Annotated in this window: 18 protein-coding genes; 7 read left to right on the top strand and 11 right to left on the bottom strand. The window is 65.4% G+C overall.

Annotation, left to right across the window (positions count from 1 at the left end; all coding sequences use genetic code 11):
* Window positions 1-106: 106 nt before the first annotated feature.
* The 6 genes from ACY0MJ_RS21105 to ACY0MJ_RS21130 all read right to left on the bottom strand — a co-directional run bounded on the left by ACY0MJ_RS21105 (window position 107) and on the right by ACY0MJ_RS21130 (window position 7,016).
* Entirely contained in the window at window positions 107-1,603 is a 1,497-nt protein-coding gene (locus tag ACY0MJ_RS21105; protein WP_462640519.1) for a sugar ABC transporter ATP-binding protein, read from the bottom strand.
* Between the two features lie 2 nt (window positions 1,604-1,605).
* Window positions 1,606-3,165 carry a xylulokinase gene (locus ACY0MJ_RS21110; protein WP_462640520.1) on the bottom strand — a complete coding sequence of 520 codons (1,560 nt, stop codon included), beginning with the start codon at window positions 3,163-3,165 and terminating at the stop codon, window positions 1,606-1,608.
* A 31-nt stretch (window positions 3,166-3,196) separates the two neighbouring features.
* Window positions 3,197-4,246, bottom strand: a complete 1,050-nt coding sequence (locus tag ACY0MJ_RS21115) for an ABC transporter permease (protein ID WP_462640521.1) — start codon at window positions 4,244-4,246, stop codon at window positions 3,197-3,199.
* 11 nt (window positions 4,247-4,257) lie between these two features.
* Window positions 4,258-5,253, bottom strand: coding sequence for an ABC transporter permease (locus ACY0MJ_RS21120; protein ID WP_462640522.1), 996 nt, complete (start codon window positions 5,251-5,253; stop codon window positions 4,258-4,260).
* A gap of 60 nt (window positions 5,254-5,313) precedes the next feature.
* Window positions 5,314-6,609: a sugar ABC transporter substrate-binding protein gene (locus ACY0MJ_RS21125; RefSeq protein ID WP_462640523.1), complete on the bottom strand. Its 1,296-nt coding sequence runs from the start codon at window positions 6,607-6,609 to the stop codon at window positions 5,314-5,316.
* Window positions 6,610-6,671: 62 nt separating this feature from the next.
* Window positions 6,672-7,016 (bottom strand): non-heme iron oxygenase ferredoxin subunit, encoded by a 345-nt coding sequence (locus ACY0MJ_RS21130; protein ID WP_462640524.1) that lies wholly within the window; start codon window positions 7,014-7,016, stop codon window positions 6,672-6,674.
* Window positions 7,017-8,000: 984 nt separating this feature from the next.
* Here ACY0MJ_RS21130 and ACY0MJ_RS21135 point away from each other — a divergent pair.
* Complete coding sequence (locus tag ACY0MJ_RS21135) at window positions 8,001-8,438, top strand: hypothetical protein (RefSeq protein ID WP_462640525.1); 438 nt, start codon at window positions 8,001-8,003, stop codon at window positions 8,436-8,438.
* 37 nt (window positions 8,439-8,475) lie between these two features.
* Here ACY0MJ_RS21135 and ACY0MJ_RS21140 read toward each other — a convergent pair whose 3' ends face one another.
* Both ACY0MJ_RS21140 and ACY0MJ_RS21145 read right to left on the bottom strand, forming a co-directional pair.
* Window positions 8,476-9,117, bottom strand: coding sequence for a response regulator transcription factor (locus ACY0MJ_RS21140; protein ID WP_462640526.1), 642 nt, complete (start codon window positions 9,115-9,117; stop codon window positions 8,476-8,478).
* Between the two features lie 339 nt (window positions 9,118-9,456).
* A complete protein-coding gene (locus tag ACY0MJ_RS21145) occupies window positions 9,457-12,174 on the bottom strand; it encodes a hybrid sensor histidine kinase/response regulator (protein WP_462640527.1) in 2,718 nt (905 codons plus the stop codon).
* A 532-nt stretch (window positions 12,175-12,706) separates the two neighbouring features.
* Between ACY0MJ_RS21145 and ACY0MJ_RS21150 the strand changes: the two genes are divergently transcribed.
* The 4 genes from ACY0MJ_RS21150 (at window position 12,707) to ACY0MJ_RS21165 (ending at window position 17,510) form a co-directional block, all read left to right on the top strand.
* Window positions 12,707-13,231, top strand: coding sequence for a spore coat protein U domain-containing protein (locus tag ACY0MJ_RS21150; RefSeq protein ID WP_462640528.1), 525 nt, complete (start codon window positions 12,707-12,709; stop codon window positions 13,229-13,231).
* Between the two features lie 117 nt (window positions 13,232-13,348).
* Entirely contained in the window at window positions 13,349-14,029 is a 681-nt protein-coding gene (locus tag ACY0MJ_RS21155) for a fimbrial biogenesis chaperone (protein WP_462640529.1), read from the top strand.
* A 116-nt stretch (window positions 14,030-14,145) separates the two neighbouring features.
* Complete coding sequence (locus ACY0MJ_RS21160) at window positions 14,146-17,004, top strand: fimbria/pilus outer membrane usher protein (protein WP_462640530.1); 2,859 nt, start codon at window positions 14,146-14,148, stop codon at window positions 17,002-17,004.
* Window positions 17,005-17,015: 11 nt separating this feature from the next.
* The gene (locus tag ACY0MJ_RS21165) at window positions 17,016-17,510 is read left to right on the top strand and encodes a Csu type fimbrial protein (RefSeq protein ID WP_462640531.1); all 495 of its coding nucleotides are present in this window, start codon (window positions 17,016-17,018) and stop codon (window positions 17,508-17,510) included.
* A gap of 30 nt (window positions 17,511-17,540) precedes the next feature.
* On the opposite strand, the gene ACY0MJ_RS21170 is transcribed toward ACY0MJ_RS21165, so the two are convergent.
* From ACY0MJ_RS21170 to ACY0MJ_RS21180, 3 genes are all read right to left on the bottom strand, one after another.
* Window positions 17,541-17,771, bottom strand: coding sequence for a hypothetical protein (locus tag ACY0MJ_RS21170; protein ID WP_462640532.1), 231 nt, complete (start codon window positions 17,769-17,771; stop codon window positions 17,541-17,543).
* A 289-nt stretch (window positions 17,772-18,060) separates the two neighbouring features.
* Window positions 18,061-19,563, bottom strand: a complete 1,503-nt coding sequence (locus ACY0MJ_RS21175; protein ID WP_462640533.1) for a sensor histidine kinase — start codon at window positions 19,561-19,563, stop codon at window positions 18,061-18,063.
* Between the two features lie 374 nt (window positions 19,564-19,937).
* The gene (locus ACY0MJ_RS21180) at window positions 19,938-21,437 is read right to left on the bottom strand and encodes a hypothetical protein (RefSeq protein WP_462640534.1); all 1,500 of its coding nucleotides are present in this window, start codon (window positions 21,435-21,437) and stop codon (window positions 19,938-19,940) included.
* Between the two features lie 294 nt (window positions 21,438-21,731).
* Between ACY0MJ_RS21180 and ACY0MJ_RS21185 the strand changes: the two genes are divergently transcribed.
* Together ACY0MJ_RS21185 and ACY0MJ_RS21190 are read left to right on the top strand one after the other, a co-directional pair.
* Window positions 21,732-22,160: a hypothetical protein gene (locus ACY0MJ_RS21185; protein WP_462640535.1), complete on the top strand. Its 429-nt coding sequence runs from the start codon at window positions 21,732-21,734 to the stop codon at window positions 22,158-22,160.
* Window positions 22,161-22,706: 546 nt separating this feature from the next.
* Complete coding sequence (locus tag ACY0MJ_RS21190) at window positions 22,707-23,543, top strand: hypothetical protein (RefSeq protein ID WP_462640536.1); 837 nt, start codon at window positions 22,707-22,709, stop codon at window positions 23,541-23,543.
* The last annotated feature ends 38 nt before the right edge of the window (window positions 23,544-23,581 follow it).

Below are 23,581 nucleotides of genomic sequence, written 5' to 3' on the forward strand. Positions count from 1 at the left end.
GCAGCTCGGATGCGCGCGGCGCAATCCCCACTGCGGCTGCCATGCTAGGAAGCACGCCGCCTCGGCGCCAATTCATTGTTTGAACGGCACCATTGATGCATGGACGTCAGGCGGCCACGGCGCAGCGTGCGATCGCATCCGCGTCGAATGCCGCGCGCTCGAACTCGCCGGTGACGCGGCCGCGGCTCATCACCGCGATGCGGTCGCAGATGCCCATCAGCTCGGGCAGCTCGCTGGAGACCACGATGATCGCCTTGCCCTCGCGGGAGACGCGGTGCAGCGCCTCCCAGATCTGGGTCTTGCCGCCGACGTCCACGCCGCGGGTCGGCTCCTCGACGATCCACACGTCGGCGCCGCGCGAGAGCCATTTGCCGAGGACCACCTTCTGCTGGTTGCCGCCGGAGAGGTTTACCACGCCGCGGTCCGGCTCCGGCGCCTTGATCTGCAGCCGCTCGATCAGCGTGTCTCCATGGCGTCGCTGGCGGCGGCGGGACAGCAGGCCGAAGCGGCTGAGCGACGGCAGCATGCCCAGCGACAGGTTGTCGTACACCGACATGCCGAGCACCAGGCCTTCGGCCTTGCGGTCGGCCGGCAGGTAGGCGATGCCTGCTTCGATCGCGTCGGCGGCCTGCGCCAGGCGCACCGTCTCGCCGCGAACGCGGATCTCACCCCGGTCCGGCACGTGCAGGCCGAACAGCGTGCGGATCACGCTCTCGCGCTCGCAGCCCATCAGGCCGGCGATGCCGACGATCTCGCCGGCGTGCACGGAAAGGTTGACATCCCGGAACCGGCCGTGCAGCCCCAGGCCCACGGCTTCGATCATCCTGGGGCCGGGAGCAGGCGCATGGCGTTCCGGAAAGCGATGCCCGAGGTCGCGGCCGACCATGGCGCGGATCAGCTTCTCCTCGTCCGCCTCGCCCGGCTCGAAGCGCGCGGCCACCCGGCCGTCACGCAGCACCGTGATGCGGTCGGCGATCCCCAGCACCTCTTCCAGCCGATGCGAGACATAGACGATCCCGAGTCCATCGGCGCGCAGGCTGCGGATGGTCTCCAGCAGCACGCTGACGTGTTCGTCGGTCAGCGAGGCGGTCGGCTCGTCCAGCACCAGCACGCGCGGCCGGCCGACCAGCGCCTTGCAGATCTCGACGAGCTGGCGCTCACTGAGGCTCAGGTCGCCCACCTTGCGCTCCGGCGCGATCTCCGTGCGCATGCGCTGCAGCAGCACGAGGCTGTCGCGCCGCATGGCCGCGCGGTCGATGCGGCCGGACCAGGTGCGCGGCTCCTGGCCGAGGAACAGGTTTTCGGCCACCGTCAGGTTCGGGCATAGGGCCAGTTCCTGGTGCACCAGAGCGAGGCCGCTGCGTCGCGCCTGCAGCGGCCCGGTGAGCATCGTCCGCTCCCCGAGCACCAGCAGCTCGCCTTCGTCGGGCGGCTGCAGGCCGTTCATGATCGACAGCAGCGTGGACTTGCCGGCGCCGTTCTCGCCGACCAGCGCGTGGACTTCGCCCGGCCGCACGTCGAAGCTGACGTCGTGCAGCGCCGTGACCGCGCCGAAGCGCTTGCCGACGCCGCGCACTTCCAGCAGCGGCATGGGAGCCGGCACGGTCACGCTCCCTGGCCGAGGTGGTAGCGCTCCAGCAGCGCGTGCTGCCGGTCCATCGAATCCCGCAGCTGCTCCAGCACCTGCTGCCACAGCGCGAAGAACTCGCCGTAGCGCTGGTGCATGGCCGGATCGGGTTCGATGGTCTGCTTGATGGTGGCGATCGCGCCGACCGGTTCCACCGGGCTCGCGTAGACGCCGGCGCCCACGCCCGCCAGGATGGCGTCGCCCAGCGGCGCCGCCTCGTTGACATCGGGGATGTCCAGCGGCAGGTTCACGACGTTGGCCGTGATCTGGTTCCAGAAGCGGCTCTTGGTCGGGCCGCCGTTGAGGATCAGGCAGTCCAGCTTGACGCCGGCGGCCTGCGCGATCTTCACGTTGGAGTACAGGTCGAACGCCACCCCCTCGATCAGCGCCCGGATGAAGTGGGCGCGCGTGGTGCTCGGGCGCACGCCGAAGAAGGTGCCGCAGGCGCTGGAGTTCCAGTGGGGCGACAGCGAGTTGCCCAGGTAGGGGAGGTACAGCAGGCCGTCGGCGTTCGGCGCGACCCGTTCGGCCTCCGCCGTGAACAGGTCGAAGACGTTCTGGCCGATCCGCTCCGCCACCTGCAATTCGACATGGCCGAAGTTGTCGCGGAACCACTTGAGCGATGCACCGGTGAAGGCCATCGGCGCATCGAACATGGTGATGCCGGGCAGCACGTGGGGCCACTTCAGGATGCGGAACTCGTCCACGGGCTGGTCCGTCGGGATCATGATGCCCAGGTTGGAGCCGGTGCCCATCGAGTAGTAGGCCTGGCCCACCTGGGTGACGCCGGCGCCCAGCGCCGCCGAACTGATGTCGGTGCCGCCGGCCACCACCGGGATGCCCACCGGCAGCCCCGTCTCCTCGGCCGCCGCCCGCGTGACCTCGCCGACCACCTCGTGCGATTCGTAGATGCGCGGGTACTTGTCGATCGGCACGCCGATCGCCTCGGCGATGGCCGGGTTCCACTTCGCCTTGCGGTACTCGTAGGGATAGAACAGGCCCGCGTCGCCGGTGTTGATCGAGAACGTGCCGGTCATGCGGAAGGTGCAGAAGCCGGCCGGCGAGAGGAACTTGTGCGTGGCGTTGAAGATGTGCGGCTGGTGGTTCTTGATCCACAGCGCCTTGGGTTCGATGAACCAGGGCGCCACGCGGTTGCCGTTGATGCGGTTGATCGTCTCTTCGCCGACGCGCTCGCGGATCTCGGCGCATTCGCGCTCCGATCGGGCGTCCATCCAGATCATCGCGTCGCGCAGCGGCCGGCCCGCCACGTCCACCGGGAGCGTGACGCCGACCAGCCCGGAGATCGCGACGCCGCCGATCGCATCGGCCAGGTTGCCCTGCTCCAGGCACTGGCGGATCGAGGCGACCACGGCCTTCCAGTAGTTGTCCGGGGCCTGCTCCGCCCAGCCCGGCTTCGGGTGGAACAGCGGGTGCTCGCGCGAACCCGTCGCGACGACCTTGTGGGTCTGGGTGTCGAGGACGACCGCCTTGACGTTGGTCGTCCCGATGTCGATGCCGAGCATGAGGCTGCGGGCCATGTTGTCTCCTTGTCGTCGTGAGAATGAAGGGTCAGCGCGCCGCGCGCGGATGCCGCGCCCGCTGCTGCAGCCATTGGGTCAGCGCCACGGCCGCGATCAGCACGAAGCCGATGATCAGGTCCTGGTACCAGGCGCTGACGTTGTGCAGCGTCAGCAGGTTCAGGCCGACGGCGAACACGAGCGCGGCGCACAGGGTGCGGTAGGGCGAGCCGTGGCCACCGGCCAGGCTGGTGCCGCCGAGCACCGCGATCGCGATGGCGCTCAGCTCGTAGCCGGAGCACATCGGTGCGTCCACGGAGGTCAGGCGGGAGGTGAAGACCAGTCCGGCCAGCGCGGCGCACAGGCCGCTGGCCGCGTAGACCAGCACGATCCACCGGCGCACCTGCACTCCGGCGAATCCGGCCGTCTTCTCGTCGCCGCCGATCGCGTAGATGCGACTGCCGGCCACGTGGGCATGCAGCAGCCACGCCATCGCCGCGAAGACGGCGGCGAACAGGAAGGCGACCACCGGGATGCCCCAGGCCGTGGCCTCGCCCAGCCACCGGTACTCCTCGCTGCGCAGGTAGTAGGGACGGCCGTTCGACAGCACGTAACTCAGTCCGCGCAGCGCGCTGAGGCTCACCAGCGTCATGATGAAGGGCGTGACCCGGCCGTAGGCCACGCCGAGCCCGTTGACGACGCCGACGAGGGCGCCGATCGCGAGCGTCAGCACGATCAGCGGCCAGGTCGGACCGACGTAGGTGTGGCCCCGGCCCATGATGCGGATGTCCATGAAACCGCAGATGACGGCCATCACCTCGATCGCCGCGACCACGCTGAAGACCATCGTCGCGCCGACCGAAAGGTCGATGCGCCCCGTCAGCAGGACCAGCGTCATGCCCAGGGCGATCAGGCCGAAGACGGTGAGCTGGCGCAGCAGGTTGGCCAGGTTGTCGGCGCCGAGGAAATACGGGGAGCTCTGCGCCCCGATCACCAGCAGCGCCAGGAACAGCCAGAGCAGCGGCTGCTTCAGGACCAGCGCCGCGGAACGCAGGCCGGCGCCACCGGGACCGGCGGCGTCGATGGTTTGCGCGTTGTTCATGGAAATCCCGTTCATGCGTGCCGTTCGCGGCGCTGCAGGCCGTCGGGCAGCACCACCAGCAGGATCACCGCCGCGGTGACGATCTGCTGCACGTAGCTGCTCACGCCGGCGATGTTGAGCACGTTGTTGACGACGCCGAGGATCAGCGCCGCCAGGATCGTCCCTTCGACCGTTCCGCGGCCGCCGGCGAGCGACACTCCGCCCAGCGTGACCACCGCGATGACGGTCAGTTCGATGCCGCCGAAGCCGGCCGGACCGATGTAGGCGAGGCGCGCGGTTTCCAGCAGGCCGGCCAGCGCGGCGGCGGCGCCGCTGGCCAGGAACACGAGGACGCGCACCCGGTCGACACGGATGCCCGAGAGCGCAGCGGCGGCGGCATTGCCGCCCACCGCATAGACGGCGCGGCCGAAGCGGCTGTGGCGGGCCAGCACGGCTGCGGCCGCCGCGGCCGCCACGAAGACGAGGACCGGCACCGGAATGCCCAACACGGCGCCGCGGCCGAACCAGACATAGGCCTCCAGCGAATCCGGGTGGATCGCCTGGCCTCCCGACAGGATGTTCGCCAGGGAGCGCAGGACGCCGAGCATGCCGAGCGTGACGATCAGCGACGGAACCCGCAGCTTCGTCACCAGCAAGCCGTTGACGAGGCCGCAGAGCGCGCCGCTCGCGAGGACGCCGCCCACGACCAGCACGATGGAACCGGACGGCAGCAGCATGCCGCCCACGATGCCCGAGAGCACGGCCACGCCGCCGACCGACAGGTCGATCTCACCGGCCAGCAGGACGAGCGTCATGCCGACAGCCATCACGCCGACGGTCGACACGGCCAGCAGCACGGTGCGCATGTTCTCGGCAGTGCCGAAGGCGGGCTCCAGGGCCATGGCGGCACCCACCAGGGCGAGCAGCAGCAGCAGCCGGCCTGCGACCGCATCGAGGGCGAGCCGCCGGCCCCGCGCCTTGGGTGAAGTAGCGGCCTCCATCCGGTCGGCCTGCAAGGTGCTTTCCATCCAAACTCCTGTGGCCTGGCGGACTTGCGGGCCCGCCAGGCCGTCTCCGACGAGGCTGGCTTACTTGTTCGGGCCGAAGGCGTAGGGCCATTCGTCCGGCGTCAGGGTCTGGATGCCTTCGATGGTCATCCTGGTCTTCGTGATCATCGGCAGGTTGGGCGTGAGGATCAGCTTCGGCGGGGCCTGCTTCACCAGCCCTTCCTTGAAGCCGATGTGGCGCAGCACCGCCCGCACGCCGACGTCGCCGATCAGGGGCGTGTAGGGCGCAACCATGTCGATGTTGCCGGCCTTGATCTCGTTGAGCACTTCCTTCGAGTCGTCGTCGGCGACGATCACGATCTTCTTGCCGCCGGGGGCGCTGCGCAGGCGCTTGGCTTCGCGGATCGCGTCGAGGGCGCCCATCGCCTCCTCGCCGCCGGCCGTGTACACCGCGCTCACCTCCTTGAAGGCCTGCATGGCGTCGGCGGTCGTCTTGAAGGTCAGCGTGCGGTCGCTGTTGACGTGGTACGAGCCGAGGATCTTGTAGCCGGGACTGCGGCCGATCACCTGCATGAAGCCGCCGGCGCGGATCGAGTCGGCCGTGCTGCCCAGGTCCTTGCGCGTGAGGACCAGCGAGCCCTGCCCCTTGAGCATTTCCTGCATGAACAGGCCTTGCTGGATGCCGTTGGCGTAGAAGTTGCCCGTGACCTCGGACGAAATCTTGTCGGACGAAGTGCGGCGGTCCACGCTGACCACCGGGATGCCGGCCGCGACGGCGCGGTCGACCGGGGGCCCCATCGGCGCCTCGCGCATCGGCCACAGCACGATGCCGTCGTACTTCTTGGTCACCCAGGTGTCGATCACCTGCGCCATCTTGTTGTCGTCGAACTGGGCGTCGATCACGTCGATCTGCACGTTCGGGTGGCGCGCGGCCTCCCATGCAGCGGTGTCGGCCAGGCTGACCAGCCAGGAATGGTTGAAGCCATGGAAGACGAAGCCGATGCGGTAGGTCTTCTTGGGGTTCAGCACGGGGCCGGCGGGCAGCGGCAGGTAATCGGTGAAGGGCGCCTTGATCTTGAGCTTGCTGTACGGGCCCGTGAAGGTGGCGCCCATGCCCGGCTTCCAGACGAAGCCGTCCGCCAGCTTGCCGACCGGGTAGGCCGCCAGCTCTTCGGACAGGCCGTCCTTCGTGAAGATCTCCTTCACGCCCGGGTTGGTCATGGACTTGCCGTCGACCTTGCCGTACTTCGCGATCAGTCCATTGAGCTGGTCGTGCACGGACGTCTCGGCGAGGGCCGCCGTGCCGGAGGCCGCCAGCGCGATCGCCGGCAGCACCCGCACGAGCGGGGCGAGTCTTGCTTTCAGGTGGAACCCCATCTTGTCTCCTTCGGTTGGTGGGCCGCCCATCGCTGCGGCGGCAGGGCGCGGGGAGCGCCGGTTCAGTCGGCTTCGCCCGTGCCGGCCAGGTCGACCAGCACGTCCTCCCCCTCGATCCGTACGGGGTAGGTCGCCAAGTTTTCGGTGACGGGGGGCGCCATCGCCCGGCCGGTGGGAATGTGGAACAGGCCCTGGTGGAGCGGGCATTCCACCGTGTCCCCGTCCACGTAGCCGTCCGAGAGGTGGGCGTGGGCATGGGTGCAGATGTCGTCGGTGGCGTACAGCCGTCCGCTCAGGTTGAACAGCGCAATGCAGCGGTCCTGGACCTCGCAGCGCCGTACATCGGACGGTGCGACGTCCCCCACCTTGGCGATCGCGATCCAGCGTTGGCTTTTCTCTGTGAGCATCAATCGGTTCTACGAGTCTTGATCTGAATCACACGGAGTGATCGCGAAACTTGGTCTGGATCGTAGAAAGCGTGCGCTGGGCGGCCAAGTTCATTGTTTCAATGCGCCCATTGATGCTGTCATGAGTCTCTGAGGGTTTCTGCGGATGGTTTGCGGTGAGGGCGCGCGCTAGACGAATACATTCGTGATCAGCTAGCGGACCACGAACGTAGATCGCAGACGCTCTGTTGGCGAACGCAACTAGCCCAAGAGCGACTAATCGTGCTCAAGTCGGACGACCTTCACTGAAACGAACCGGTGGCAGGCGTCCCGGGTGGCCAGCACTGCGGCGTCACCCCAGACGGCCCTTTTTGGAGTGCGAGATCTCGCCGCGCGTGAACGTCACCATCACGTGCGCGAGCGTCCTGTTCCCGTAGCGCTTCACGCAAGTCGGGCCCGCGGCGGCAGCGACCGCAGTTCGACCCCAAATCGCATGCGGGAGACGGTCTCTGAGAATCTGCACTCGGCTTAGGCGCGAATCGCAGCCGACTCGACACGCGAGTTGCTCGTGTCCCGAGGGACGCCCGACTAGGTAGGCAGCAATGGCCAGGCGTTGTGCACTCTCTGAGTTTCGAGGTCGAACGGAGGCCATGAGGCGGCACCACGTACAACCGGCGACTTAAAGGAATCGGCTTATGACCGCTCTTTCTTTTCACTCAAGTTACATAGAACCGGAAAGCGGTCCAATCCAAGCGAGAGGTAGGAGCCGTACACCGCGACGCCACTCGCCGAGTTTTCCAGGGATTACAGAAGAGGCGCCGACGCCCCGCCGCTCCACCGAGGCCCGTTGGCCCGAAGAGTGAGAAAGAGAAGAGAGAGAGGATCATGGGATGGATTTCGCGTTTCCTGGGCCGACAGGCGAGGAATACTGATGATGCTAGTGAACGCGGCGTGTCGCGTCTGCAGTCTTCCACGCGTGATCGCACCAGGCGAGAATTGATCACCATGGCCTTGCGAGACACTCTGAAAAAACATGATCTCTCCGCCGGATGCATTACCGTGGAGGCCCTGCCTAGCGTCACAGCCAACAAGCACCGTGGCATGCACATCCAACTGGTGTTTCGCGATTGGCAGCCGAGCCTGTTGGCCTATGTGGTCGCGCTGGAAGCGGCTGTGAAGGGCAGGCTGCAGCGGCTGGATCCCCTGTCATCCATGTGGATCACCGGACTGTCCTGGCGCTTCGAACCGCAGGATCGCACGGTCTGGCCACAATTGCCCGTTCCTGGGCCGAAGAGCGTCAGAGTCTCGGTTGTGCGCAAACCAGATCCGGCCGCCACTGCAGAAAGACTTGGAAGGCTCCTGCGATCCGGCGACGCCTCGTTCACACCCGGGCGGCACGCCACAGTGCACGATTTCAGTCCGACCCTACCCATGCACAAATAGAGGGGCGTGGTGGGAGGCGCGATGCGCCCGCTTTCCATCAAGCTTTGATCAACCCTTCGCGCACCGCGTACACGACCAGGCTGGCTATATCGCGCACTCCAAGTCGCTCCATGATGCGCGACCGGTGCACATCCACAGTCTTGGGGCTCAAGCCCAGAGCGAACCCGATTTCCTTCGAGGACTGTCCCTGAGCAATCATCGTAAGGATCTGGATTTGTCGCTCCGTCAGCAGGTCTTGCGCCGACGGTTCCGTGGGCTCCATGAGGGTCTTGGCAATGTCCGCGCCGATATAACTGCCGGTGGTCATCACACTGCGCAGCGCCGATGCAAGTTCGAAGTCGCTCGAATCCTTGCGCAAGTAGGCCGACGCCCCCGCGCCGATGGCGTCCTTTACCACGTTCGGCTCGTCGTGCATGGACAGCACGACCACTCGCACGCTCGGATAACGGAACTGAATCTCGCGAAGGGCTTGTAGACCATCCATTCCTGGCATTGAAATGTCGGTGATCACGACGTCCGGCTGGACGCTATTGAGCAGCTGAAGCAACTCGACGCCGTTCGCGACTTCGGCAAGTATGTCGACCTCCGGAATGGTCTTGAGCAAAGAGCGGATTCCTGCGCGCACTAGCGGGTGGTCATCTGCGATGACCACATGGATGGAGGAGGGGAGAGGCTGCATCTTCTTCTTTGGGGTGGTATGCCCGGCCGCACCCGCCTATCGCATACATGAGGAGCGACGAGCCACGACGATCCGGTTCCAGACAACGCTCTTGCCGCTCGAGAATGGCGGGCCCCGAGGCGCTGGCGATTATCTTGACGAAGATGTATCGAACAGCGTGCACAGTGCACACAAATTGAAAGAACCAGCGGAGCGGCGAAGCAGACGAGCGAGCTTTCTGCGCCTGGGAGCTATTCCGGTTAAATAGAACTGCTCGTCACCGCTTAGGGAAAAGTCGCCGGCTTTGCGCCGCGTCCGTCGAGCACACGATCAGACCAGCGAAGTCCCAAATTCCGGGATCTAGCGGCGGCCGCGGACCGCAATGCGCTTTGGGTCGACACCCGTCTGAGCCAGCAATTGCGCGTTGGCGAGGCCGCGGCCGGCGTTCTCTTGCACGGCCGACTCCAGCACCGCGATGGTTTGTTCGCGGACCTGCGCGCATTGCTGCAGCAGCAAGGCAGTGCCTTTGACGCTGCCGGCGCGTGCGATCTTCTGCAGCCGCCCCAGCACTTCCGTCAGATGCTGCGCTCCGACCACCGCGCACATGCCGGCGTACTCGTGCACCGTCGTGCGCACTTGCGCCACATCCTCGGACCGTACGCTGGCGTTCAGTCGTCCCTCCAGATCGGCGGACGTCTGGATGAAGTCGCGGCAAAGCTCCTTCAAAAAACGTCCGGTGGGATCGCTTACCAGATGACAGCGCAGGCGATGGGGTGCGAGGAGCTGGGGTGCATCGCCATCAGCGGTCTGCGAGGCCGCAGTCCTGCGCAGCGCGGCCTGCTGAAGCGCGGCGCGGACTTGCGCAGGAGGAAACGGCTTGGCGATGTAATGATCCGCGCCGGCAGCCAGCGCCGCCGCCACGTCTTCGCTCATGACATTGGCGCTCATCGCCACAACACGCGGCCGGCGCGCCGGCGGGAGGTTCCTCATGATGAACCTCGTCGCCTCGATCCCGTCGACCTTGGGCATTTGAATGTCCATGAGTACCAGGTCGTAGTTGCGCGCTCGAACGGCCTCGATGACTTCGGCACCATTTTTTGCGATATCTGCTTGGTAACCGAAGCCTGCTAGCATCCGCAACACGACCTTCCGATTGATCTCGTTGTCCTCCGCCACGAGGATGTCCAGCGGAGCGGCGTGCCCCAGTGAGTCATCGAACTGCGGCGTATGCGGATTCGAGAACGCAGAGTCGCCGTCTTCCTGAAGCGCGTCCGCGAATGCGTCGTAGAGGTCCGCTTCAGTGGACGCTCGGCTGATGGTGCGTGCACCCAGCGTAGCGTCGCAGGCAGCCAAAGCTCCGTTTCGGGACAACAGAACGGCCGGCACATCGACGCCATGGTCACGCAGGTTACGAACAAACTCGGACCAGCGTGCCTCGCTCATGTGGTTTGCCGCAACCACCAGATCAAAGCCATTGCGTCTTGCAAGTTTCGAGGGTGCATCACTAGGCCTTGCGCAGAGCTCCACCTCCATTCCCCAACGCCCGAGTTGCCTGTGCAGCACCTCGACATCCGCGCGAGTACCGGTCACCAGCAGCACTCGCCTTTGGTACAAGGGAATTTGGTGTTGCGCGGTCGTACGCGCGCGCGGAACGGAGGCTTCCGCCATGAAGGTGAAGCAGACGCTGGTTCCGATCCCGACCTCACTTTCCAGCGAGAGCGTTCCGCCCATGGCATGAACCAGCCGCCGGGCGATCGCGAGTCCCAGTCCAGTGCCGCCGAACACCCGGGCGGTGCTGGAGTCTGCCTGCACGAACGGTTCGAAGATCGCCTCGAGCTTGTCCTGCGGAATACCGATGCCACTGTCCGCGATGCAAACCCTGATCTCGAACGGATCGCCTGTGTTCAGGGGGCCATCCATTACCTCGCGGGACGAGTTGGCCAGCGTGATCCGGACTTCACCGTCGCTGGTGAACTTCACCGCGTTCGAGATCAAGTTCACTAGAACCTGCTGGAGTCGGGTTCGATCGCCCAGGATCAGTCCGGGAATCTGCGGGTCGACGTCGACCGCCAGGCTGACGCCTTTTTCCTGCGCCTTGGGCGAGAGAAGCAACAGACAGTTGTCCACTACCTCTTGGAGCCGCAGTGGCGACCACTCCAATTCCATCTGCCCCGATTCGATCTTGGAGTAATCCAGGATGTCGTTGATCACCACCAGCAGCGATTCGCCGCTTTGACGGATCACCTCCACGACTTCCCGCTGATCCGGGGAGAGGCGCGACTCCAGCAGGATATTGGTCATCCCGATGACACCGTTCATGGGGGTGCGGATCTCGTGGCTCATTGTGGCCAGAAAGGCCGCCTTTGCCTTGAGCGCTTGTTCTGCCGCGGATTTGGCTTGTTCCAGTGTGTCGATGTATTGTTTTTGCTGGGTCACGTCTGTGTATGTCGTCACGAGCCCGCCCGTGGGCATGGGCGCGTCCCTAACCTCGAACACGCGCCCGTCTGGCTGGATCTCTTCGCGCAGGCGTGGTTCGGTCTCCAGCCCGCGGTCCATCGAGCCGGTGTTCGCCTGATCATGCGGGCCCCCAGAAAGATGCAGCGAGGATCGGACTCTCTTGTTTTCAAGGACAAGTCGGCCTTCCGCGTCGAAGGCGGTGATTCCACAAGGAATGCTTTCGAGCACGGCGTTCAGGAGTTCATTGTTCTGTCGCAGGCGCTGCTCTGCGATCACCTGGTCGGTGAGGTCCAGCAGGACGGCCATATAGTCCGTTGCTGCCCCTTCTTCAACGAGTGCTCTGCTCCTCAAGCGCAGGAACCGGCAAGATCCGTCAGGGGTCAGCAACCGGAACTTGACGTCCAGGGGGAGCTCGGCGCCACAGGCCATCCGCCATGCCTGCAGAACCTCTTGCCGGTCGGCAACATGGATCGCGTCGGCCCATCCCAACCCCAGGATCTGCGGCACATCGCGGCCAGTGATCTCGCCCCAGGCCCGATTGGCGTACGTGGCGCATCCAGCCGCGTCGGCACGCATGAGCCCGAAAGGCGAGTCATCGTAGAAGAACTTGAAGTCGCGCACGGCTTTTCTTGTTCGTTTGGTGCCAAAGCGAGGCCCGCTGCCGGGAGAGTGGCCGCGGAATCCATTCCCGGCGGGGCGGCCATGAATCCTGTTTTTCGGCGCCTTCCGCAACGCGAGACGTGTTCTCCGTCGTACGCGTTGTTCTCCGGTTCGGTCGCGCAGCCTATCCGTAGGCGCGCTCCGCGTGCTAAGGAAGTTCGGCGCTCGGCGGTGGGAGAGTTACGTAATCCGGGGCCCCGCGGATCGGACACCACCGCCCACCAGTGCTGCGGCTTGCAAACAGCTTACGAGAGGTCCGCGCTCGCTCACACGCGACGGTCCATCCTCAATTGCAACCGACGCTTAGCGCTTAAGTATCTCTTCCATTCAACAAAATGCGGTCGCTACGCATTTGAGATCACATTACTTAAAGAAACTACTACTCAAGCCCTGGAGGCGGCAATGGTCCACTCCTTTTCGCCACCCGAACCGCGTGCGGGTGTCACCAGTAATGGTTCCACTTAACCCAATTGAATTCAGTAAGAGGACAAGTATGAAAACCAAGTTCAACAAGCTCGCCGCCGCGATCGCCGCCACCATGCTGTCGGTGAGTGCCTTCGCAACCGACAGCGGCTCCGGCACCATGGGGGTGACTGCCTCCATCGCCGACGAGTGCTCTGTCGGCAACACCGCTGTGCTCGCCTTCGGCCAGCTGAGCATGCTGGACAACGGCGCGCCTTCCAGCACCGCAAGCGACTCCGTGTCCGGCGGCACGTTCGATGCCATCTGCACCTCCGGCACGACGACGCCCAAGCTGAAGTTCACGTCGGCCAACACGAGCGGCGCCGATTTCCGCCTCGTGGGTGCCGACACCACCACCTACATCGTGTACACGCTGGCAGAATCCGGCGGCACCGCGATCACCTACGACACCGCGGCTGCGTTCACCGGCTTCAGCGCCGACGGCACGACCAAGAGCCTGGCCATCACCGGCTCCATTGCCGCCAGCGCGAAGTCCGGCAAGGCGAAGCAGGCGTACAGCGACACCATCACCATCACCAGCACCTACGGCATCTAAGAGGGAGACCGAACCATGAAGTGCACGCCACCTGCTATGGCTGTATCGAGGGCGCGCACTTCCTGGTTAGGTCGGGCCGCTGTTCTTGCGTTGGCTGCGTGCGGCGCCGCCGCAGCCATGGCGCAGGCACTCATCAGCCCCGTGCTCGTCGAGTTCGGACCGAAGCAGAAGATCGCGACGGTTCGAATCACCCTCAGCGAACGGGCGATCAAGCCGATGCGCCTGCAGGCGCAGCTGCTGGAATGGCACCAGGATCTGCACGGCGCTCCCGTGACGAAGCCGAGCGAGGAATTGATCGTGACGCCGCGGATCGCCGAGCTCAAGCCCGGCCAGCAGCAAGTCCTGCGGCTGGCGCTGCGTGGCGCCTTGCCCGCCGACATCGAGCGAGCCTATCGCCTGGTTCTTGAAGACATTGCGCAGCCGTCGTCGATGGATTTGGGCGGGGGCGCTGCCGTCAATTTCCGCATGGCTTATGACCTCCCTGTCATGGTTGCTCCGCGTGGCGCGAGCGTCACGGCACTGCGCTGGCGCAACTGCCCGGCGGATGCGGCCCCCCGTGTTGCCAAGGGCGTGTGCGTGCGCGTCGTCAATGCCGGCAACCGTCGGGTGAAGGTGCAATCCGTGTCCATCAGCGGAGTCGGTTGGCAGCACAGCCTCGAATTGAAGGAAGCTGACGCCGTGCTGGCAGGGGCCGAGCGCGAATGGGTCGTGCCTGCCACTGCGGCTGGCCCCTTGCGAGGCGTGGAAGTGCGCACCGCCACAGGCGAACGCGTGCGTGCCGACCCCGCCAGCAGCTGAGCGTCGCTGGTTTCATCTTGTTCTTGATGCGCGGTCCGCACCTGTGCGCCCTGCGGCCAATAGGAATCTTGATCAGGACGCGTCGAGCACTTTTGCTACGCCTGCACACACGTACCGTGCTGCTGGCAGCGATCGCTGCGGCAGCCGCGGGATGGAGCGGTCCGGTCGCGGCCACGCCGATGTCGGTGCAGGTGGTCCAAGCCTCTGGCGGCTCCGTGCAACTGCGCATCCACGTGGCCACCGGCAGCGAGCCGGTTCTGGCCTGGAGCGGCACCGCCGGACAGGGCCCGTACCCGCTCGCGCTCATCTGGCAGGACGCTTCGCTGCGTCTGAGCGCGCCGCTTCCGGCCATGCCGCACGTCGCCTCAGGGCCACTGCAATCGATCGCGCTGCGCAGCGTGGGAACGAGCGATCGCCTGGAGGTGCTGCTGCGCGAGCCCGTCTATCCGAAGTTGCGTCGTATCGGCGGTACCTGGGTTCTAGAGCTGGAGCCGGCGCCGGCGCTGACCGCGGCCGCGCCGATCCGCCCGGCACCATCGGCGCCGGCCCCATCGGCTCCGGTCCCTGCAGCGCAGGTAGCTAGTGCCCTCGCGTCGCAGCCGCCAGCGGTGCTCCCACCCAAGGGCTCCGCCCCCGTTGCCCCGGGACCCGTAGCCCTCGCGCCTGCGCCGCCCGCGCCGGCTCCGCAAGCCATAGCCGCGCAGCGAACGGGCGAACCCGAGCCGCTCCTCGTGGACTTGACCGTCAACGGGCTGCGGCAAGCGGAGATCGCCCGTGCGGAGCAATCGTCGGATGGGCGGGTGCTGGTCGCCAGCGAGAACTGGGAGGCGGCGCGGCTCGTGGCCCCTGGCGCGCCCGTGTCCATGTCCGACGGCACGCCGGCGTTCGCGCTCGACGCGGTGCCGGGGCTGCATTACCGCGTGGACAAGCAGCGCATGAGCATCGACGTCGAGGCGCCCGCGAGCGCCTTCGCGGCGTCCACCATGGACACGGGGCAGGCGCTCGCCGCCGCACCGCCGCGGCCGCCGCTGGGTGCGCTGCTCAATTACGACCTCACTGCAAGCCACCTGGCTGGCGCTCCATCCACTGCGGCGGGCACGATCGAGGCAGTGGGCTTCGGCCCCTTCGGTACCGCCGTTACGTCGGCGCTGGCCCGCGACGACGGACATCGACGCGACTTCATGCGCCTGGACAGCTACTGGCAATACGACATGCCGGGATCGATGCAGACCCTGGTTGTCGGCGACACGGTGGGCGTGGGCGGCGGCTGGAGCCGTCCCGTGCGGTACGGCGGCTTGCGCTGGGGCAGCAACTTCGGCCTGCGTCCGGGCTTCGTGACCATGCCGCTGCCTTCGGTGTCCGGCCAGGCGGCGCTTCCGTCCACCGTGGACCTGCTGGTCAACGAGTCGCGCCGGCTCAGCCAGTCCGTTCGCCCGGGACCCTTCGACCTCACTAACGTGCCGGTGATCAACGGTGCAGGCGAACTCAGTTTGCTCGTCACAGACTTGCTGGGTCGCCAGACGGTGATCCGGCAAAGCTACTACGCCTCGCCGCGCCTGCTGGCGCCGGGCCTGAACGACTTCTCGCTCGAGGCAGGCTGGATGCGCACCGGCTTTGGAACCGACAGCGAGTATGGGCAGGCCTTCGGTGCCGGGACGCTGCGGCGCGGCCTGACAGCGCGGCTGACGGGCGAAGGCAGGCTGGAGGTGCAGCGCGACCGCCAGGCCGCCGGCGTCGAACTCGCGGGCCTGCTCGGAGCCTGGGGCGTGGCGCGGGTTGCGGCGGCTGCTTCCCGGGACCACATGCACGCAAGCCGGGAGCAGGGCGCTCTCGTGCAGCTCGGATTCGAGCGCAGCACCCCGCTGGGCGGCGGGGCCATCCAGTACGAGTACGCGACGCGCGGCTTCGCTCCGTTCGGGGAATCGCGTGACCCGGCCGCACCGGCGAGCCGCTCGCGCGAACAGGTGCTAGCCACGGTCGGGGGGCGCCTGTGGGGCGCGCTCAATGGTGGCGTGAGCTACGTGCGCCGCCTGCAGTGGGACGGCGAGCGAACGAGTTCGCTGGGCCTATCGCTGAACGTCCCGGTGGGGCCGGCCACGGTCACGATCGCCGCGGCGCGCAGGCTGGATGAAAGCCGCGCCTGGACCGGCAGCATCAACCTGAACCTGCCTCTTGGCGGCGATCGATATGTTGGCGCGCGCGTGGAGCGCCAGGACGACGGGCACACGTCGGCCAGCGCGCTCGCCGTGCGCAATGCGCCGGCCGGGCCCGGGCTGGGATGGCGCCTGGAGACGTCGACCGATGCACGTCAGCGCGCACGGGGCGGCTTGCAGTACAACACGAACCATGGCGACCTGAGCGCGGACGTGGTGACCGATGCCGACGGCCGGGCGAGCAGCCGCGCCGGCGCGCGCGGCACCTTGGGCGTGATGGCGGGCATGCCTTTCGCGTCGCGGCCCGTGGGACAGGGCAGCTTCGCGGTCGTCCAGATCGAGGGCATCCCTGGTGTTCCGATCAAGCGCAGCAACCAGGTGGTGGCGACCACCGACGACAGGGGCCTCGCCTTCGTGCCCGGCCTCGTGCCGTGGAACAGGAACGCCATCGAAGTGGACCCGGCCGACCTTCCGCTGGACGCCGAAATCCAGGACGTGAAGAGGCAGGTAGTCCCCTATGCGCGCAGCGGCGCGCTGGTGCAATTCGCCATTCGTCGAACCCGGCAGGCGCTCCTGGTGCTGCACCGGCGGGATGGCCAGCCCGTGCCGGTGGGCACCCGTGTCAGGCTGCTGCCCGCAGGCACCGAGTTCGAAGCGGGATTGCGGGGCGAGGTGTGGCTCACCGACATCGAGGCCGACGTGCAGCGTGCGGAGGTGACCTGGGAGGGCGGCGGTTGCGCGCTCACCCTGAAGATGCCGCCGAGCCCCAACGGCGAGCCAGTCACACTCGGTCCACTCGTCTGCGGCGCGGCAGCTCAGTGAAAGGAGAACGCATGGTTCAAGGGATCCGGGCCACGGCAGTCGCACTCCTCGCAGGGCTGGCGGCCAGCGCCAGCGTGGCGGGCGCGTGCAGCGTCAGCGCCACCACGATGGCCTTCGGACGGTACCAACCCCTGACGTTTGCCGGCAAGCTGGTATCCGCCGACCGCACCTCCGATGCGACCGTATCCGTCGTGTGCACGGCGATTTCCAGCGGCGGCAGCTACACCATCAGCCTAGGGCCCAGTGCGCAGGGAAACAGCATCATTCCGCGGTACCTCGCCCATGACGGCGGCGGACCAGGCATGGCATTCAACGTGTACCTGGACGGCGCGTACACCTCGGTGTGGGGTGATGGATTCACCGGCGCCGTGATCAGCGGAAGCATCCCGAGCGGCGACAGCACGAGCAGCCATACGGTATTCGGCAAGGTCCCCGCCGGTCAGACCACGCTGCGCGCAGGCAGCTATTCCGGCTTCCTGACTATGACCATCGTCTACAACCCCTGAGGCATCGATCGATTACAGGGCCATGCCGCCTTAATCTTCCCGCAGCCATGCCAGTGCATCGGCCTCGCTGGTGAACACCCGGGCGTTCAGAGCCAGCTTTCTGGCGACGCCCTCCGACACACCTGACCTGGTTCCAGCTGCTACCACCGACGCTAGCTTTTTCAGGTGGCCGAGCTGGCGCGCCGCATGCTCGCCCACCAGCAGCTGTTCGGTGAAACCTGGGGGCGTGGTGACCGCCGACAGATCGAAGAGCACGGACATTCCAGCTCGCCGTGCCGTCAGCGAATGCAATTCGTCGATTGCCGCCAGAAGCCACCGTAGGTCCACAGCGGCCGGACATGAAAGCCTCAAAAGCCCAGGTGAAATGTCTGCGACTGCGAGGGCCTGTCGCTTGGCGCCGCCCGGCTCTGGTTGCGTCCGCGAGTTTTCCATCGTTCTCTCCCCGTCCCGCGAGGCGCCCCATCGTGCGCGCTCTCGCCCACTACTTCATCCTGGCTGTCACATCAGCACTGGGGCGCTCCAGCATTGCGCCCCGCTCGGGCGCGGCCCACTAACTAGTCTGCTCCGGCCTTTCGACTGCTTTAGAGGCCGGCGGCTCCTGACTCGAGGTCAGCGTGAAGTAGAAGCAGGCACCTTGGCCAGGGGCGGCGTCCGCCCAAATGCTCCCTTCGTGCCGTGCGACGATCTTCCTGACTGTGGCGAGGCCGATGCCGGTTCCCTCGATACTCTCGTCCGTGTGTAGCCGCGCGAACGGCGCGAAAAGCCGGCTGGCCTGCTTCATGTCGAAGCCGGGCCCATTGTCCCTGACGAAGAGTACGCGTTGGCCCGCCGGGTCGATTGTTGCGCCGAATTCGATGCGGGCAGAGCAGGTGTTGCGGGTGAACTTCCACGCGTTAGAGAGCAGATTCTGCAGCACCTGTGTGATCAAGACACGGTCAGCAGCAACAGCAACGCCGTCTTCGACCTCGACACAAACCGCGCGTTCCGGCTCTTCGACCCTGAAGACTTCAAGGAGGCGCCGAGCAACGGCCGAGAGATCAACGACCTCTCGCCGGATAGGGGACTCCGACAGCTTCGCCAGGCCCAGCAGCTTCTGGATCATGCCGTCCGCGTACTGGAGCGACGCATGGATGCGTTGCAGGTTCTCCAGGCCATCCGCGCCGAGCCTGCTCCCTTCGGTGGCCTGCAGCGCATAGGCGAACGATCGGCCCGCGCACAAGGGCGTACGCAAGTCGTGGGCGACGGCGTGGGCGAACAGTTCCAGCTCCTGATTTGCCGCTTGCAATGCGGCTGTTCGTTCCAGCACGCGTTCTTCCAGCTCGGCGTTCAGGCGTCGGGCCTCTTCCTCCGCCTGCCTGCGCCCGGTGACGTCGGTGAACGCGACTGCCAGGCCGAAGCTGGACGGATAGGCGCGGATGAAAACCCACAGATCGTGCGGCGGGTAGTACTCCTCGAACTGCACGGGGCGGCCCGTCCGAGCGGCCCGTTCAAACTCGACCTGAAAGCGCGAACCAACTGCTTCGGGGAAAATATCCTTCCAGAGGTGCTTGCCGACCGCGTCCTTGCGCGCCATGCGCATCACTCGCGCTGCCTCGGAGTTCGCGTAGGTGACGTTCCAGTCCTGGTCGACGACGTACAGGCCCTCGGTCATGCTTTCGAGCGTCACACTCAAACGCTCTGCCAGCAGGCTCTTTTCCTCCTGGGCCTGCATCAGCATCGAAATGTCCTGATAGGCCCCATGCAGACGCACAATGGACCCGGCCTGATCGTAGACAGCATGGCCGATTAAACGAACCCATACTCGGCGGCCGCGCGCGGTGACGGCCTGCACTTGCAGGTCATATGGAAATCCGTGCTGGGCACAGCGTTCGACTGCCGCTTTCACGATAGCCAGGTGCTCCGGCGCGACGAGCGTCAGCCCAAATTCCAGCGTCAGCGGCGTTCCAGGAGGTACTTCCAGCAGCGAATACAGTTGCTCGGACCAGATCTGCGTGTTATCGCGCAGGTCGAGGCTCCACGCCCCCAGCTTTCCCAGGCTGGCAGCCACCTCCACGGAAGAATCAGCGGGTGGGCGACAGCTCACACCCTTCTCGGTAACTTCAACGACGACATCCATAAGTCTTGTGCAGCTCTCGTGAAGCAACAAACCCATGGCCTTGTGAAGCCTGGGGACCAAGGTACTGCCAGGATGCTACCTATCGTTGCAACTCCCTCTTAGGTCATTTGCGTACGTCGCAACGGGAGATTCAGTTGGGCGCCGAGCGCCGGCGATGCGCCTGGCGACTAAGCCGCGCAAGGAAAACGCCCGTTGAAAGCGCGGCGCGCAGGCACAACTCGCAGAACATCTTGGAGGTGGCGCGTGAACGCCGCAGGGCGCGCTGGCGGCTGCTCGGCGCGCAAGATCGACGCGCGCCTGCATCCACCCCCTTAGGTCTGCACCTGGCGCGGAGCCTTCTTGGGCAACCGCAGATACGGAAAATCCTTGCGGATTGATTTCTCTGTCACGAGCCCGTCCGATAGCAGCTGCGCAATCTGGTCTTCGCGGCGCACCACACGCGCTGCATCGAACATTTCCTCGACGTCGAGCGGTCGCTTGCGCCTGGAGTTCTCCGCCGCAAGGTTCTCCACTCGCACGTACATGTCCCAGGTCAACGGCTTGGACGCCTTTCCCCTGACCGTGCCCGTGCAGATGGCGGCCGTCACGACATCGTTCATGTTCCCGGACCTGTCAAGGCTCGCGAGCGCGTTCGTAATCCCGCGCCCGACACTTAGAGCCTTGACGCCAATGACAAACAAACCGCGATGGAGGCCTGCCTGGATCTCCTGGAGTTCATCGTAAAACGCCATGTCGAACACAATTACGGCACACCCCGCGGCAAGAGCGCTCTCGACAGAGGCAAAGACGGGGAGTATGGCGACTGCTTCCGGTACAGGGTGGGGGCCGTCGTACCCATTGTGCCGAGGAATGCGCCCGATGGGCCCGACCTGCAGGAGTCTGGGCAACATGGCGGCCACCACTTCCAGCGGGCGGGTCTCGCCGGCTTCCGCAAGCATCCCGGCGACTACGATGCCCGTCGGTCGGGCTTTCAGCGCTCGATCCAGATGCTCCGCGGCATTCGCCGGCAGGGTCAACCTGGAGGACGGAAGTTCGATGACTGTTCGAAGTTTTGGGCGTTCCGGCGCGAAGGGGATTCGTTCGCGCAGTTCGCCGCCCTCACTGACGACGCCGAACAACCAGTTCGATTCATCCGGGCCAGGTTCACCTTCGGTATGGGTGAGGAGACTGACATCACTGAACAAGCTGTCCGGCGTTGGAGTCGTACAGAACACGATTACGCGCATGCCACTACTTGCTGCATTCCATGCGGCCGTCATGCGCCCCTTGAGGTCTTCCCAAGGGTCGCTCCCGATGGCCAGGTTGATCGCCAATAGGGTCCCCGACGGAGCACGACCGAGGCCGGCTGAAAAGATGCCTGTTTCGCCGAGCTCGATCGCATTCCCCTCGTAGTAGTCGATCCCGCTTGTGAAGAACATGGAGTCGTCGGACGCCTCCGAGTACCGCCGAATCGCCAAAGTCGTTGCCTTGAAGTCGACGGACACATAGATGCCCGGGGCGGGCCCATCGGGCCATACGGCCAAGTCGCGTGGCGTCGCGGATCGACCGCCGAGTAGCAAGCGCAGAATGTCTCCTTCGCCAAGTTCCGGCCCGCCTTTTTTGGCAATTCTCCGTGTGAGCCGTGCGGCAGCCTGGGGGTTCAGTTCCGCTGCAGCCACCTTCGCCGGAAACGCCATCACCTCAGGCCAATTCCTTAGGCCCGGAGCCGCGGCCAGCAGATCCAGTGTCTGGTTATAGGAAAGTGGGAAGTTCCGCTCGGCGAGGAACTCACGTAGCGACCCGGCGCTCCGCCGGAGTTGCTCTAACTCCATGGTCAATCTCCAAGGGCGCTTATCCGGTGCACGCTTTGCGGGCCGCCCAAGAGATTGCTATGGGTGGGGTGAATTCGTCCGTCTTCGTCATGCCAACAGGCGCGTGCGACTGGCGACGGGAGCCGGGGTTGAAGTTACCACAGACCTGGCTTCCATGAAAGCGTCCAGCGCCTTATGCGTCGGCACCAGCCGCATCGACACTCCGCGCGCTAAACCGGCTCGCCGGTGGCATCCTCCCGACACGTCGGAAAACGCGTTGTTGGCGAGAACACTTCCCAGCGCGACAATGGCCCAATGAAGATGCAATTGACCGCGCTCGCCACCGTTGTCGTACTTTCCGCGTGCGGTACCGTGCCTTCCGATAAGGGCGGTCACAAATTGACTCTCGCGGACGCGGGCCCACCACCAATTGATCAGAGGGCAGTTGTCGCAGAGGTGCTGCGCTATCGGCTAAAGGACTTCGACTCGGCCAAGGTCGAGTACCCGTTGCGCCCGCGCCCGGTGGTATTTGCCCGGACCCTTCTGAACGCGGGCGGTGCTGGCTGGGAAATTTGCCCACTCGTGAATGCGAAGAATACCTTCGGCGCATACACGGGCTACCGCCCCGTGTTCATTCTTTGGAAGGCGGGTGAGGTGCTTGATTTCAAGGCTGACGAGACGTCTGAGTTTTGGTGCAGGGACAAGAACGATGCCAGACTTGAAGCGGGGCCGCGTCTAAAGTGAATAGTGTCGAACCGCACTCATCCCGAGCTCGCAGCGGCCTGGACAGTGGTCGCCGGCACTAGCTCTGACCAGCCGAGGAAACCCACGTCGTACGAGGGTGCCACGGTAGGGCTGGCCAACCTGACTGACGCAGCCCACGCAGGACTTATGGCCAGCACGACGCCATTGGGTCGCAAGTTGAGCACCTCCCGCTTGAGGGCCTGTAGCCCCGGCCACCCCTTCGGCAAGCGCGGAGGAAAGGTGACCACCTGTGGGTCGAGCTCCAGGCGGTCTCCACAAGCTGCAGCCAGCAGGAAGGTTGACCAAGAGCAGAAACCGGTACCCCCTGCGAGTTGCGGGAGCGTTTTCACACAGCCTCGGCGGGGGTGGAAATCGCTGCTCCTGCTGTGAGACACGTTCATTCGTGCCCGCATTGACCATTGGGGCGCGGCCCGCGTCTTTTTGTCCCGGGTACCTGAAAGCGCCGAGGCCTCACGAATAATGGGTACCGACAGCCGCCGCGCGCCTGCGTACGCTACCGTCCATTCACATGTCCGGCCCCGCACCATGCCACTCACACCGCCTGTTGACCCGACGCTCCGTTGCGAACAGATCCTCCATGAGGACATCAGCTACAACATCGAGCACGCCATCCTGCCTAGCGAAATCGCCGTAGCACGTAGGATGCTTGCCCGCCGAGCGGAGCTGCGCGAGGGGTACGTGGAGCTGTACACGAAGCTCCAAAACGCGCCACGCGCGCTCCAAGCATTCTTGGGGCTGGTGCTGAGCACCGCTGCATTCTGGAATCCCCGGGAGATCGCACAAGCTCGCTCTGCGCGCGAGGAACTGGTCAAAGTCAACCGAGCCATTTCCGAGCACGCCAGCGAGCTGGCGCAGCTGCTGCAGCAACGCTCGAACCTTCAAAACACGTCCGGCTTTTCCACTGAAACGCACTATCACGTGCTCGGCGTCGCAATCGCAGCTGCTGCCGACAACTACCTGTTCGACTCCTACGTTCGGCCCAAACTAGACATCCTGCGTTCTCAGTTCGACTTGAAGTACTGGCCCGACCTCAGTAGCTGCCTTCAGGTCATCGCCGATGACGCCGCGAATGCTGCGCCGCAAGCACTGGACCCCCAGACCGCGGCAGCAACTTCCGCCGCTCGCGCATCGTTGGCCGACTTCGTGAAGGTCTTGTTCGCGGCGATCGACGAGCACGGCGCACACAACCATGGACCGCTGCCACCCGGGTTTCGCGTGACCGACAGCACCGTCGCCACGCTTGTGAATTGCGCACTCGACTTGGACGCTGACAATCTAGTGGACAGCGGCTACGTCAAGCGGTTGCGCCAGCGCGAGCGGGAGGTGAACCGCGCCGGGAATCTCGGAGACTCGTTGGTGTGAGTCAGACGATTATTTCTGACTCGGCGAGTTGGCGATAG

It is taken from the genome of Ramlibacter sp. bp-362, assembly GCF_054956735.1.